Source organism: Pseudovibrio sp. JE062, assembly GCF_000156235.1.
GTDB lineage: Bacteria > Pseudomonadota > Alphaproteobacteria > Rhizobiales > Stappiaceae > Pseudovibrio.
The window spans coordinates 362450-375118 of the sequence record NZ_DS996811.1 but is presented as its reverse complement, the minus strand read 5'-3'; the positions used below and the strand labels follow the sequence as shown (position 1 = coordinate 375118).

Annotated in this window: 12 protein-coding genes; 9 read left to right on the top strand and 3 right to left on the bottom strand. The window is 53.4% G+C overall.

What is annotated here, in order from left to right:
- The coding region (locus tag PJE062_RS26570) for a cytochrome P450 (RefSeq protein ID WP_037037592.1) at positions 1 to 877 on the bottom strand (877 nt) is incomplete at its 3' end.
- Positions 878 to 1234: 357 nt separating this feature from the next.
- Here PJE062_RS26570 and PJE062_RS18550 point away from each other — a divergent pair.
- The 5 genes from PJE062_RS18550 to cyoD all read left to right on the top strand — a co-directional run bounded on the left by PJE062_RS18550 (position 1235) and on the right by cyoD (position 5661).
- Complete coding sequence (locus PJE062_RS18550; protein WP_008550856.1) at positions 1235 to 1660, top strand: nuclear transport factor 2 family protein; 426 nt, start codon at positions 1235 to 1237, stop codon at positions 1658 to 1660.
- A gap of 169 nt (positions 1661 to 1829) precedes the next feature.
- The gene (gene cyoA, locus PJE062_RS18545) at positions 1830 to 2756 is read left to right on the top strand and encodes a ubiquinol oxidase subunit II (protein ID WP_208982387.1); all 927 of its coding nucleotides are present in this window, start codon (positions 1830 to 1832) and stop codon (positions 2754 to 2756) included.
- On the top strand, positions 2750 to 4747 hold the full coding sequence (cyoB, locus tag PJE062_RS18540; RefSeq protein WP_008550785.1) for a cytochrome o ubiquinol oxidase subunit I: 1998 nt from the start codon (positions 2750 to 2752) through the stop codon (positions 4745 to 4747). The genes cyoA and cyoB overlap by 7 nt, the downstream gene beginning before the upstream one ends.
- Positions 4744 to 5352 carry a cytochrome o ubiquinol oxidase subunit III gene (cyoC, locus tag PJE062_RS18535; RefSeq protein ID WP_008550850.1) on the top strand — a complete coding sequence of 203 codons (609 nt, stop codon included), beginning with the start codon at positions 4744 to 4746 and terminating at the stop codon, positions 5350 to 5352. The genes cyoB and cyoC overlap by 4 nt, the downstream gene beginning before the upstream one ends.
- 9 nt (positions 5353 to 5361) lie before the next feature.
- Entirely contained in the window at positions 5362 to 5661 is a 300-nt protein-coding gene (gene cyoD, locus PJE062_RS18530) for a cytochrome o ubiquinol oxidase subunit IV (RefSeq protein WP_008550819.1), read from the top strand.
- On the opposite strand, the gene PJE062_RS18525 is transcribed toward cyoD, so the two are convergent.
- Complete coding sequence (locus PJE062_RS18525; RefSeq protein WP_008551043.1) at positions 5630 to 6691, bottom strand: glycosyltransferase family 1 protein; 1062 nt, start codon at positions 6689 to 6691, stop codon at positions 5630 to 5632. The genes cyoD and PJE062_RS18525 overlap by 32 nt on opposite strands.
- A 17-nt stretch (positions 6692 to 6708) precedes the next feature.
- Positions 6709 to 7854: an NAD-dependent epimerase/dehydratase family protein gene (locus PJE062_RS18520; protein WP_037037590.1), complete on the bottom strand. Its 1146-nt coding sequence runs from the start codon at positions 7852 to 7854 to the stop codon at positions 6709 to 6711.
- A 588-nt stretch (positions 7855 to 8442) separates the two neighbouring features.
- Between PJE062_RS18520 and dctP the strand changes: the two genes are divergently transcribed.
- The 4 genes from dctP (at position 8443) to PJE062_RS18500 (ending at position 12259) form a co-directional block, all read left to right on the top strand.
- The gene (gene dctP / locus PJE062_RS18515; RefSeq protein WP_008551213.1) at positions 8443 to 9432 is read left to right on the top strand and encodes a TRAP transporter substrate-binding protein DctP; all 990 of its coding nucleotides are present in this window, start codon (positions 8443 to 8445) and stop codon (positions 9430 to 9432) included.
- Between the two features lie 166 nt (positions 9433 to 9598).
- Positions 9599 to 10105, top strand: a complete 507-nt coding sequence (locus PJE062_RS18510; protein WP_008550786.1) for a TRAP transporter small permease — start codon at positions 9599 to 9601, stop codon at positions 10103 to 10105.
- 9 nt (positions 10106 to 10114) lie between these two features.
- On the top strand, positions 10115 to 11386 hold the full coding sequence (locus PJE062_RS18505; RefSeq protein WP_008550816.1) for a TRAP transporter large permease: 1272 nt from the start codon (positions 10115 to 10117) through the stop codon (positions 11384 to 11386).
- An 18-nt stretch (positions 11387 to 11404) separates the two neighbouring features.
- Complete coding sequence (locus PJE062_RS18500; protein WP_008550903.1) at positions 11405 to 12259, top strand: oxaloacetate decarboxylase; 855 nt, start codon at positions 11405 to 11407, stop codon at positions 12257 to 12259.
- Positions 12260 to 12669 lie beyond the last annotated feature (410 nt).

Below are 12669 nucleotides of genomic sequence, written 5' to 3'. Positions count from 1 at the left end.
AATCTGGCCGTTGGGAGAGGATGAAGAATGCCCAGTTGAGCACGGCAGAGGTGGTTTCGTGCCCGGCAAGGAAGAACGTGGCGATATGGTCCACCAGCTGCTCCTTGCTGAAGGGCAGACCGGTTTGCGGATGGCGGGCATCCAGCAGGCGCTGGCACATGTCATCATGCTGGCCGAACCGATCAGCGGTGTGCTCATCTACCAAGTCTGTCAGAAGCAGCCGGATTTCATCACGTAGGATCTCCGCTTCCTTCGGCATAGGCCGGTTAGGCCCTTCACCGGTCCCTCGCAGGATCATCTTACGCGCCCATGTTGTGGTGATCGCCTGATACTGCATGGCCTGCGTAAACACCTTGCGGGCCCGCACGCTGTCGATGGGATGTGAAAAGATGGTGCGGAAAATTATGTCAGCGGTTAGACGGCTCATCTCATCGCGCAGGCTGATGGACTTTCCGAACTCAGCCGCCTTATCCAGATAGGCCAGAAACTCGTTGCAGGCATCCTGAATATGCTTGAAGGCACTGCGCACACCCACATGAGAAAACACGGGTGCAATCATCTCACGCTGTTCTTCCCATTTCGGGCCGCTGGCAATGATCGTGCTCTCCCCAATTACCGGTTTGAGCGTATCCACCATCACATCTGATTTTGGAAACGACAGGCGCTTTTCAACCAGCACCTCATTCACCAGATCCGGCGCGTTGACCAGGAAGCAAGGTCGGCGGGTAAAATAGACCCGCTCCATCGGACTGTTGAAGAACTCCTCGGGGATAAGGTTTAAAACATTGCGCGCCCAGAACACGCGAAACAGTCGCAGACCTCGGAGCGGTTTGCAGGGCGTTGGTGCCGGAGGCCGATAAAGGATTGGTTCAGGCATGTATGCTGCTTCTTTCGCGGTACATATCTATCGCGTGGCAGCCTTGTCCGTTCATTTTCTGCTCTGGGTCATGAAAAACAAAAAAACGCCAGAAAACGCAAAAAACGCATAAACCTTTCAAAGTCCACGCAAACAATCTTTTCTGTTATTTTTCTAACACTTAGCTCTCTAATGCGGAGCTAAGGAAACAGCGCAAAAATCCCGGTTACTCTTCATAAATCCTCAAGCAAGCCCGCACTTATTCCCGCCTCTCCGGCTAGGTTGACCATTACGTCAATATGGGTTTGACTGGTGATGCTCTGTCTGTTCCGTCATTGCGTTTGGGGAATAAAGGCAGCAGCTGGGGAGGATAAACGGATGTCGACGAACTACTCTGAAAACCTGCAGAAGTGGCTGGATATGCTGGAGGGTGGCAAGGATCTGGCGAAACTGTCTGCCATGATCGCAAAGGACTGCGTGTTCTACAGCCCGGTGGTGCACACCCCGCAACGGGGCCAGCAGATCACCGTCATGTATCTTTATGGCGCAGCTCAGGTGCTTGGCGTCAACACAAGCTTCAAATATGTGCGCATTCTGGATTGCGGTGACAATGCTGTGCTGGAGTTCGAGACAGAAATCGACGGCATCTTCATCAACGGTGTCGATATGATCCATTGGAATGAAGAGGGCCTGATTGATGATTTCAAGGTCATGCTGCGCCCCCTCAAAGCGGTGACCATGGTGCAGGCGAAAATGGCAGAAATGCTGGAAGCCCTTAAAGCACCTGCAAAGACTGCTGGATAAATTGAAGGATGCAGGGGAGTAATTGATAACCATCTCTGTGCTCCCCTCATAGAATTGGTTCCTGAAATCTAATGGGTCTCAGGCCGTGAGGCCGTGACCTTAAATATTCTGTAATCCCCCGCCCCTTGAAATATTCCCGTTAGGTCACCCAATCCTGCGCGGGAATACGATGAAACATTTCATTTCAAAACCTTGTCTAAGGGGAATAACTCTGCTGGGCCTCCTGCTTGTGTTGGCGGGATGTGGCTTGCAGACTTCTCCAGTCGCCGACCCCAAAGGCCCCATCGCCATTATTGAGCGGGATCTGCTTTACACCGCCTTCTTCATCATGCTGATTGTGGTTATTCCCGTTTACTTCATGGTCTTCTGGTTCATCTGGCGCTACCGCGCAAAAGGCGGGACGGGTGAATACAAGCCGGATTGGCACAAATCCACCATTATTGAAGTGTTTGTCTGGTCCATTCCCGCCGCTATCATCATCACGCTTGGCTATCTGGTCTGGACTTATTCCTACAAGCTTGACCCTTATAAGAAGATCGCAACGCCAGAAAACACCATCAATGTGCAGGTGGTGGCGCAGGACTGGAAGTGGCTCTTCATCTACCCGGACCTCGGCATTGCTTCCGTCAACGAACTTGCCTTCCCCGTTGATAAAGCCGTCAGCATGAAGCTGACCTCAGACACAGTCATGAACTCCCTGCTCATTCCCGCATTAGGGGGACAAATCTATGCCATGGCGGGGATGACCAGTGAGCTGAATTTGAAAGCCAACGAGACTGGACGCTTCCGTGGCCGCAACACTCAATACAGCGGTGATGGCTTTGCCATGCAGTTCTTCGACGCCGTGGCTATGACAGAAGAAGAGTTTCAGGACTGGGTTGCCAACGCCAAGGCGCAGTCCAAACCACTCTCCACGGTGACATACGATCAACTCGCCCAGCCCAGCATTGCCCACGGGGTGGAGTACTTCTCGTGGGTCAAACCGGGCCTGTTCGAAGAGATCCTGAAAAAGTATGCCCGCCGGCCCGAGACCACCTTGCGCAGACATGCGCCAGCGACGACCCAGCCAGCTTGTGAGGGGGAAACACCATGCTAGGAAGATTAGGATTTGACTCCCTCCCCTTCTACAGCGCCATCGCCTTTGGCGGCGCCTCCATCACCGTTCTGGGCGGACTGGTCGTCTTTCTGCTGGTCACATATTTCGGTAAGTGGCGGTATTTCTGGGAAGAATGGCTGACGAGCCTGGACCATAAACGCATTGGCATCATGTACATCGCTCTTGCCATGGTGATGCTGGTACGCGGCTTTGTGGATGCGCTGATGATGCGCTCACAGCAGGCCATGGCGTTGAATAACGATGGCTATCTCGCGCCCGAGCACTTCGATCAGGTGTTCAGCTCTCACGGCACAATCATGATCTTCTTCATGGCCATGCCGTTCCTGACGGGCCTGATCAACATCGTGGTGCCGCAGCAGATCGGCGCGCGCGATGTGGCCTTCCCGTTCATGAACTCCATCAGCTTATGGCTCACCGCAGCCGGGGCCGCGCTGGTGATGGTCTCACTGGTGATCGGCAAATTCTCGACAGCAGGCTGGACCGGTTATCCCCCCTACTCCGGCGCAGAATACAGCCCCGGCGTTGGCGTGGATTACTGGATCTGGGCGCTGCTGGTCAGTGGGGTTGGCAGCACGATGACGGGGATAAATTTTGTCGTCACGATCATAAAGTGCCGCGCTCCCAAAATGCGCCTGATGCAGATGCCGCTGTTCACCTGGACCACCTTATGCACCAGCCTCCTCATGGCTTTCGCTTTTCCGGCGCTGACAGTTGTTGCAGCTATGCTCGGTCTGGACCGTATTTTAGGGTTCCACTTCTTCACCAATGATTCAGGTGGCAACATGATGAACTATGCCAACCTGATCTGGATCTGGGGTCACCCGGAAGTTTATATCCTCATTCTACCCGCCTTCGGTGTTTTCTCAGAGGTTGTGGCAACCTTCTCGCAGAAAAGGCTTTTTGGTTACAAGTCGCTGGTCTACGCCACGGCGGTTATCACCGTTCTGTCCTTCTCAGTCTGGCTGCACCACTTCTTCACCATGGGCTCCAGCCCCAACGTGAATGCGGTGTTCGGCATCGTGACCATGATCATCGCCGTGCCGACGGGCGTAAAGATATTCGACTGGGTGTTCACCATGTACAAGGGGCGGATCATCTTCCACCCTGCCATGTTATTCACCATCGGTTTTCTGGTGACCTTCGTGCTCGGCGGCGTCTCCGGCGTCCTCCTCGCAATCCCCCCCGCCGACTTTTTGATGCATAACTCCACCTTCCTCGTCGCCCACTTCCACAACGTGCTGATCCCCGGAGCGGTGTTTGGATACTTCGCTGGCTTCCAATATTGGTTCCCGAAAGCGACTGGTTTCAAACTGGATGAAAAGTGGGGTGCGCGGTCGTTCTGGTTCTGGATTATTGGCTTCTATCTTGCCTTCATGCCGCTCTATGCCCTTGGTTTTATGGGCATGTCCCGTCGCATGGAGCGTTACGACGTGGCGGAATGGCAGCCGTTCCTGATTGTAGCAGCCGTTGGCGCGCTGAGTGTTCTGATCGGCATCGTCTGTCAGGGTATGCAGCTTTACGTCAGCATTCGTGATCGTGAGAAAAATCGCGATATCACCGGTGATCCTTACAATGGCCGGACGCTGGAATGGCAAACTGCATCGCCACCAGCGGAGTATAACTTTGCCAAGATCCCCGACATTCAGGACATTGATGCCTTCTGGGACATGAAGCAACGCGGCGTAGCTTATGCCCCTGCCAAGGGGTACGAGGATATCCACTTACCCCGCAACACTGGCATTGGGGTGTTCCTTGGTGGCCTTGGGTTCCTCATCGGATTTGCGGTCACATGGTACATCTGGTGGCTTGTTGCTCTTGGCTTCCTTGGTGTGTTGGCGTGTTTGATAACTCGCAGCTCGCAAGACCACACCTATCAGATCATCCCTGCAGCCGAAATCGAGGCCTATGAAAAGGCTCGCATCAAGGCATTGGAGGAAAAGAAACCAGCACCGGGGGATTTCTGGTCATGAACACATACAGCCCTAAAACCACCGGCTCTCCCGGCCCGACGGAAGAAACCTTAGACATCAGAGACTTGGGCTTTTGGCTCTACCTGATGACAGATGCGATCATCTTCTCGCTTCTGTTTGCAACTTATGTGGTCATGTTTCAAAATACGGCCACGGGGCCTTTGCCCATTGAGGTGTTTGATATCAAGCACGTCTTTGGCGAAACCATGTTCCTGCTCTTTTCCAGCGTAACGTTTGGCTTCGCCTCACTGGCCTCCGTCAGGGAGCATAAAAGTCAGGCTGTGTTCTGGCTGATTGTCACCATCGTGCTTGGCCTAGGCTTTATTTCGCTGGAAGTGATTGAATTTATTGGCATGATCCAGTCCGGCGCCGGACCGCAGACCAGCGGGTTCCTCACTGCGTTCTTCACATTGGTGGGGACACATGGGGCGCACGTCAGCCTTGGCATGATCGGGATCTTGGTGATGATCTTCCAGATCCTCATCAAAGGCCTGACCTCTCCGGTCAAATCCCGTCTCCACCGCCTCGGCATGTTCTGGCACTTCCTGGACATCGTCTGGATCGGCATTTTCTCAATCGTCTACATGCCCGGTTGGCTTATTTAGGAGAGCAAGATGCACCCGCAATCTCACAGTGCAAAGAGGCTGATCACCGGGTTTATCCTCGCCCTGGCGCTCACCCTGATCCCCTTCGCTGCCGTCTGGACCATGGCCTTTCCAGTTGAGCTGACCTTCGGCATCATCGCTTTGTGCGCGCTGGTTCAGGTTGGCGTTCACCTGCACTACTTCCTCGGCATTGATAGCAGAACGCCCATCGAGAACGTGCTGGCCATGAGCTTTGCCGGTGTTCTCATCTTCCTGATGGTCGGCGGCACGCTCTGGATTATGTTTGATCTTTACGAGCGGATGATGTGAGGACATCTTTGATCTCGTGAGGCTGCTTTTCGGAGAAACTCACGAGGTTTGCCAGAAAATCCTGCACGGACCGTTCCCACGAAAAGGTTTTGGCGTGGGCAATACAGTCCTCTGATTTCATTGGCAAAGCCCGTTTGATGGCAGCGGCCAGATTCTCATCGGTCGCACCAACCGGGGCATCGCCAATGATGTCTTTCGGCCCCGTCACCGGATAAGCTGCCACGGGGATACCACAGGCCATCGCCTCCAGATTGACGAGCCCGAACGTGTCCGTTTTGGACGGAAACACCATCACATCAGCCCCGCAATACGCCTCAATCAGATCATCCCCCGTCTTAGCACCCGTGAATACCGCATCTGGATAGTGCTTGGAAAGAGACGCCAAATCAGGGCCATCCCCGACCAAAACCTTGGTGCCTGGAAGGTCGAGATCCAGAAAGGCCTCCAGATTTTTCTCAGGTGCTATCCGCCCCACATAGAGCATCACGGGTTTGGGATAGTCAGCAAACATCTCAGATGGGACAGGTCGGAAGTTCTTCAGCTCCACACCTCGCTGCCAACGCACCACTCGCCTGATGCCGATAGTGCGGGCTACCTCTATCATCGTCTGCGTGGTGACCATGGTCTGGGCAGCCTGATTGTGGAATCTTATCAGCCACTTATAAAACCATGCGGTGGGCAGGCCTGTGCGCATGGAGGCATACTCGGGGAACTTGGAGAGCCATGAGCTGGTGAACTTATACCCGTTGCGCCGGCAATATTTCCGCGCTGCCCACCCCAGCGGCCCTTCTGTCATCACATGCAGCGCATCGGGCTTCAGCGCCCGCAACATTTTGGAGAGCTTGTAATAAGGAAACAACGCCAACTTGATATCCGGATAGGTCGGCAACGGCATCTGGTGGAACTGGTCCGGTGTGATTAGGATTACCTCATGCCCCAGCGCCGTTAACTCACGGCGTGTAATGCCCAGAACGCGGACAACTCCGTTGATCTGAGGATGCCAGGCATCGGACACAATGACGATCTTCATCAACCAATCCCTGCGAACTACCAGAGGGACAGGCAGGGGATTTTGGTGGTGTCACAGCGATCAGAATATTTTCGCGCTATCTCAGTCACTTCTTCCAGCAACCGGTCGCTGAGCGTGATCGGCTTTAATCCCATATCCAGAAACTGATGATTGGCCACCATCAGGTCGTTTTCAGCCGCTTCCTTGCGGGGATTATCCAGATAAGCGATCTCCACATTGGTCATCTGAGCCACCATCTCAGCCAGATCTTTTACCCGGTGCACCTCAGTCATCTGGTTGAGAATTTTAACTCGTTCTCCCCGCTCAGGTGGATTTTCGACCGCCAACTGAACGCAGCGCACTGTATCCTGAATATGAATAAATGCCCGCTTTTGCCCGCCCGTTCCATGCACCGTCAACGGATATCCAATCGCGCCTTGCATGAGGAACCGGTTGAGGACAGTGCCATAGTCGCCATCATAGTCGAACCGATTGATCAGGCGTTCATCCAGAGAGGTTTGCTTGGTCTGCGTGCCCCAGACAATACCCTGATGCAGGTCTGTAATCCGCAAGCCATAGTTCTTGGCATAGAACTGGAAGAACAGCTGATCCTGCGACTTGGTCATGTGGTAGATGGAGCCTGGGCTTGTGGGATAAAGGATCTCTTGCTCCCGCATATCCCCGTTCACATCCAGATGAACACGCAGGTACCCCTCGGGGATCTCACAGCCCACGGTGCTGTATCCGTACACCCCCATGGTCCCCAGATGTACCAGATGAGGATCCAGTTCCGCTTCCACGATAGCGGACAACACATCGTTGGTGGCGTTGAGATTGTTGGAGACCGTATAGCGCCGGTGCCAAGAGGATTTCATGGAATACGGTGCGGCCCGCTGTTCTGCAAAGTGAATGATGGCATCTGGTTTTTCTGATTTCAGCAGCTGCAGAAAACGGTCGTAATCCACGCCGAGCGTAATGTTGGCAAAGCGGATTGATTTGCCCGTCAACTCCTCCCAAGTTGCCAGTCGTTCGCTGATCGGCTGAATGGGCGTGAGCGAGGTGACCTCAAGCTCAACGTCAATTTTGCGGTGGGACAGGTTGTCGACGATGATGACATCATGGCCAAGGCTGGAGAACAAAAGACTCGTGGGCCAGCCGCAAAAACCGTCGCCGCCCAGTACCATAACTTTACCCACGAAATCGCCCTTCCCGCCGACTCACCCACTTCAAAGTGAGGTAGCATCCGATTGGTACAGACTGATGAACCCGTGGAATCGCCGCTCAGGAAGCCATGATCCGACAAAACAGGCCCTGCATGATTAGCCCCAACTCTTTCAGGTGGTCACAATGCGCAGTCCAAACACAGGCTAGATAAGCACGTGTGCGGACAGGCTTCATCTCCATAAAATCAAGGGCAAAAGGCTATTGGCAGGCTGACAGATGTGGGTCTCAATCGATATGCCGCCTGCGGAATGTTCATAACTCCGACTAATTTTGTTTCATTTCACCGAAATATTTCGTCTTGCGCGCAACGTGATTTTCACGTCTGTCACCAAGATTCAGTCCTTGCGAAATTTCCAGAGAGACGTAACGGTCCGCTACGTCTTTTCTAAAGGTGCGGATCACATGCAGAGCCGATGCAAAGTTGCGCTATGGAAGAGATCTAGACAATATAATTACATTTTCTCAGCAATAACGGCCTGTACTTCTTCAAAAAACACTCTCTAATATATCTCACATTTCAGTGAATTTGTTTTGGGAGAGGGACACCAATGAGAGTAAAACTGATTTCAATGCTGGGCGCTGCCGCGCTTTCTTTAACCAGCGTCACTGCAATGGCTGCTGAAACAATTCGCGTTACTTTGCAGCTGCCTGAGACCCACAGTCTGGGCAAGAACTGGAATGCCTTTAAGAAAATTATTGAAGAAAAATCCAATGGCGAACTGAACCTTCAGCTCTTTCCGTCTGCTCAGCTGTTTAAGGATAAGGAGGTGCCGGAAGCTGTTGGTTCTGGTGCGATTGAAGCTGGTTCAGCATTTCTTGGCCGTTTCGCCGGGTCTGTTCCAGCCGTTGAGATCGTGAACCTGCCGTTCTTCTTCCGCGATGAAGCACACCTTCGCGCTGCGGCTGCCAACGGGTCTCCAATGCGTGAGATTCTCGATAAAGCGGTTCTGGAAGAAACCGGTGCCCGCGTTCTGTGGTGGCAGGCTTATGGCCGTAACATCTATCTGAACAACGGTGATCCAATCAGAACACCAGAAGACATTGAAGGCCAGAAAGTTCGCACCTACGGCAAAGTTCTGGGCTGGACTGTGGAAGCTCTGGGCGGTGCCCCAACACTGATGTCCGGTTCCAAGCAGTTCCTTGCTTACCAGCAGGGCGCTGTTGATGTGGGCATGACCGGCACCTCCGGCGTGACCAGCCGCAAGCTTTATGAAGTGATGGAGAACATGACGCTCTCCTATGACTTTGCCATCGAGTTTGTTGCGGTGATCAACAACGACTTCTTCGAGAGCCTTTCTGAAGAGAACCAGAAGATCATTCTGGACGCTGCCGCCGTTGTCGAAAAACAGCTGCGTGAAGAGGTGTACTCTGGCGAAGATGCTCTGGTTGAAAGCGTTGCTGATAAGATCAACGTGATCCGCCTGAGCGATGAAGAGCGCGCCAAATGGGTAGAAGCAACCGCTTCTGTTCAGGACCGCTTTGTTGAAGCCGCTGGCCCTGTTGCACAGCAGGCAATTGACGCTGCCAAGGGCATGTAAGGCTCTCCTGCCTTTATCATCTTAAATCTGGAGAGGGAGCCGTTTGGCTCCTTTTCTGCCCATCCAATCTGTTGGATCCCCTTTTATTTGAGGGAGACGACTGCACACAGAGATCGCTTCAGCCCGTGCAGTTCAGCTCTCCGGCAAATCCGTTTGGTGCTCAGCCGTGATTAAGCTCATAGATTACATCTCCGAATTCACCGGCAAATTTGCTGCCTGGGTGTTTTTCGCAATTGGTTTTTTCATCTGTTACGAAGTCGTTGCGCGATATGTCTTCAACAGCCCGACCGTTTGGGTGGATGAAGTCTCCCGTATCGGTCAGATCTGGGGAGCTTATCTGGCAGGTGCCTTTGCCCTCAAACACCGCGAGATGATCGTGATTGATGTGGCCTTCCGTAGCCCGGATACGCTGGTGCGTAAGGCAGTTGAGACCTTCTCTATTCTGGTGATCCTGATCTTCTGCATCACGGCTGTCTGGTACGGCTATGGTCTCTGGTACAAGTCACTGCTGCGCGGCCACACCACGGATACCTATCTCGCCCTGCCCAAGTGGTTCACCCATGCCTCGGTCTGGGTTGGTTTTGCCTTGCTCGGCCTGCAAGCCATGGCTGAAGCGGTGAAGATTTGGCGCGATGGCGTGCCAGCTGATGACACTCTGGAACACGAGATTTAGGGGCAACAGATGACTGCATTTCTCATTCTTGCAGCCCTACTGCTGCTTTTAGTTTTCCGCGTTCCTGTTGCATTCGCGCTTGGCTCGCTCGGAGTATTCCTGCTCTGGTACTTCCCGCTGCCGCTCAACGCCGTGCCGCAGCGCCTTTACGGCTCCATGGACAGTTTCGAGCTGCTGGCTGTGCCCATGTTCCTGCTCATGTCCAACGTGCTACTGAAAGGTGGTGTGGGCAAAGATCTGTTTGCGGCCGTGCAAAGCTGGGTCGGGCATTGGCCGGGTGGTCTTGGCGTAGCGACGATCCTGTCCTGCGGCCTGTTTTCTGCCGTTTCCGGTTCATCCGTGGCCACCGCAGCGACCATCGCAACTGTGGCGATCCCCGAGATGACCTCTCGCGGTTATGAACGACCGTTTGTGCTGGGCATGCTGGCGGCCGGCGGTACGCTGGGTATCCTCATTCCGCCGTCTATCCCGTTGATCCTCTATGGCATCGTGACAGAAACTTCGATCCCGAAACTGTTCCTTGCAGGTATCGGGCCAGGCCTGTTCCTTGCCAGCGTTTTCATCGTCTACGGCATGCTCTATTCCCGCTTTAACAGCAATTACGAGCGGGTGGAAAAAGCGAGCTGGGAGGAGCGCCGCCGGGCAACTTTCATGGCACTGCCAACCCTGTTGCTTGCTGCGTCCATTATCGGGTCCATCTACATGGGCATTGCCACACCTTCTGAAAGCGCAGGTATTGGCTTTGTGATGGCGCTCATCATCACGTTCGCTATGGGGCGGATGAACTTGGAGAAGATGAAAGAAGCCACCTACAAGTCCATGAAGACCACCACCATGGTGTTCCTCATCATTGCCGGGGCCAAGGTCTTCTCCTACGCCATCACGCTCTACCGCCTGCCGCAGGATATCTCCACGCTGCTCACCTCCAACATTTCTGAGCCGGGCATGTTCATTCTTGCCGTTGGTCTGGTGCTGCTGATTGTCGGGTTCTTCCTGGAATCCCTCAGCATGTTGCTGATCATGGTGCCTGTGTTGTTCCCGGCGCTGGAAGGTATGTTCATCGATCCGATCTGGTTCGGCATCTTCTTCGTGGTGCTGATTGAAACTGCCTTGATCACACCGCCTGTGGGGATGAACCTCTTTATCATTCAAGCCGTTGGGGGCGCAAAACTGTCAGAGGTCGCCAAAGGGGCTTGGCCGTTTGCGCTGATGATGCTGGCAACAGCGGCCTTGCTTTACTTTTGGCAAGGGCTTGCCCTGTATATCCCTTACAACACCTAGGAACTGGGGAGCTCAACCATGTCAAAAGCACAGGTACTCAAGGCTCTGTTTGAGAGCGGCGAACTGAATGTAACTCCTTGCTGCTGGAATGCTCTTTCCGCTCGCTTGATTGAGCAGGCAGGCTTCCCTCTTGCCTTCATGAGCGGTTTTGGTGTTTCTGCCTCCCGCCTTGGCCAGCCCGATGCTGGCCTCATCTCTTACGCAGAGATGGTTGATCAGGCCCGTAACATCGCCTCCGCCACCAGCATTCCGGTGATTGGAGATGGGGATACGGGTTATGGCAACGCGCTCAACGTCAAACGCACGGTTAAAGGTTATGCCAGTGCGGGTATGGCCTGCGTAATGATTGAAGACCAGGTCGCGCCCAAACGCTGCGGTCACACAAAGGGCAAGCACGTGGTGGAGCGGGACGAAGCTTTCATGCGCATTCGGGCTGCGGTGGATGCCAAAAATGAAGGCGCTGATATCCTCATCCTTGCCCGTACAGATGCACGGGCTGAACATGGTCTGGATGAGGCGATCGAGCGGGCCAAAACCTTCCGCGAAATTGGTGCCGACATGACTTTCGTAGAAGCACCGCGGACGGTTGAAGAAATGAAGCGCTACTGCGATGAGGTAGAAGGCCCCAAAATGGCAAACATGCTGGAAGGCGGTCTAACCCCCTTCCTTCAGCCAGCTGAACTGCAAGAGCTGGGCTACGCCATCTCCACCTATCCCTTCACCGGCCTCATGGCCATGATCAAAGCTCAACAAGACGCTCTGGCCCAAATGAAGCAAGGCATCTTCCCCGACCCAGCCATGAGCTTTGAAGACCTGCAAAAAGCCGTCGGCTTTGATGCCTACTACGAAGCTGAGGAGCGGTATCGGCACTGACCTGAAATGAACAATGGCTTATGCCTTCGCTTAATTAAAAGTAGTGAAAGGTACAACGACAGGATAAAGCTCACTGATGTTTTTTGGTTTCTTCGATCCGTATTGTTACTGCCTCAATTATCGCTTCAAAGTCTTGCCTGCTCCTACACATACTCCTCTCAATATTATAGCTTTTTGTTAGAAAGAAACGGTCCCATAATTGAGTATAATGACTTACTAGCGGTAGCGAAGTGCGACTATTCATCACTTTGCAGCGATCAGTTTCCGAAAATGAGAGCGTTTTTATTTCCCTCTTCCATATTCCTTGTGGCGCAGAGATTGCATCTGATGTGATGATGACTTCATAGGTTTCATGGAGTGCCAGATAAGCACGTTTCAGAAGAGCTGTTATAGCTGTTAATAAAATTAGT

Coding starts and splice junctions, on each gene's coding strand:
- PJE062_RS18525 (WP_008551043.1), bottom strand. CDS start 6,691: ATGAAGATCGTCATTGTGTCCGATGCCTGGCATCCTCAGATCAACGGA.
- cyoA (WP_208982387.1), top strand. CDS start 1,830: ATGAAACATTTCATTTCAAAACCTTGTCTAAGGGGAATAACTCTGCTG.
- PJE062_RS18550 (WP_008550856.1), top strand. CDS start 1,235: ATGTCGACGAACTACTCTGAAAACCTGCAGAAGTGGCTGGATATGCTG.
- PJE062_RS18500 (WP_008550903.1), top strand. CDS start 11,405: ATGTCAAAAGCACAGGTACTCAAGGCTCTGTTTGAGAGCGGCGAACTG.
- cyoD (WP_008550819.1), top strand. CDS start 5,362: ATGCACCCGCAATCTCACAGTGCAAAGAGGCTGATCACCGGGTTTATC.
- cyoC (WP_008550850.1), top strand. CDS start 4,744: ATGAACACATACAGCCCTAAAACCACCGGCTCTCCCGGCCCGACGGAA.
- cyoB (WP_008550785.1), top strand. CDS start 2,750: ATGCTAGGAAGATTAGGATTTGACTCCCTCCCCTTCTACAGCGCCATC.
- dctP (WP_008551213.1), top strand. CDS start 8,443: ATGAGAGTAAAACTGATTTCAATGCTGGGCGCTGCCGCGCTTTCTTTA.
- PJE062_RS18520 (WP_037037590.1), bottom strand. CDS start 7,854: ATGGTACTGGGCGGCGACGGTTTTTGCGGCTGGCCCACGAGTCTTTTG.
- PJE062_RS18505 (WP_008550816.1), top strand. CDS start 10,115: ATGACTGCATTTCTCATTCTTGCAGCCCTACTGCTGCTTTTAGTTTTC.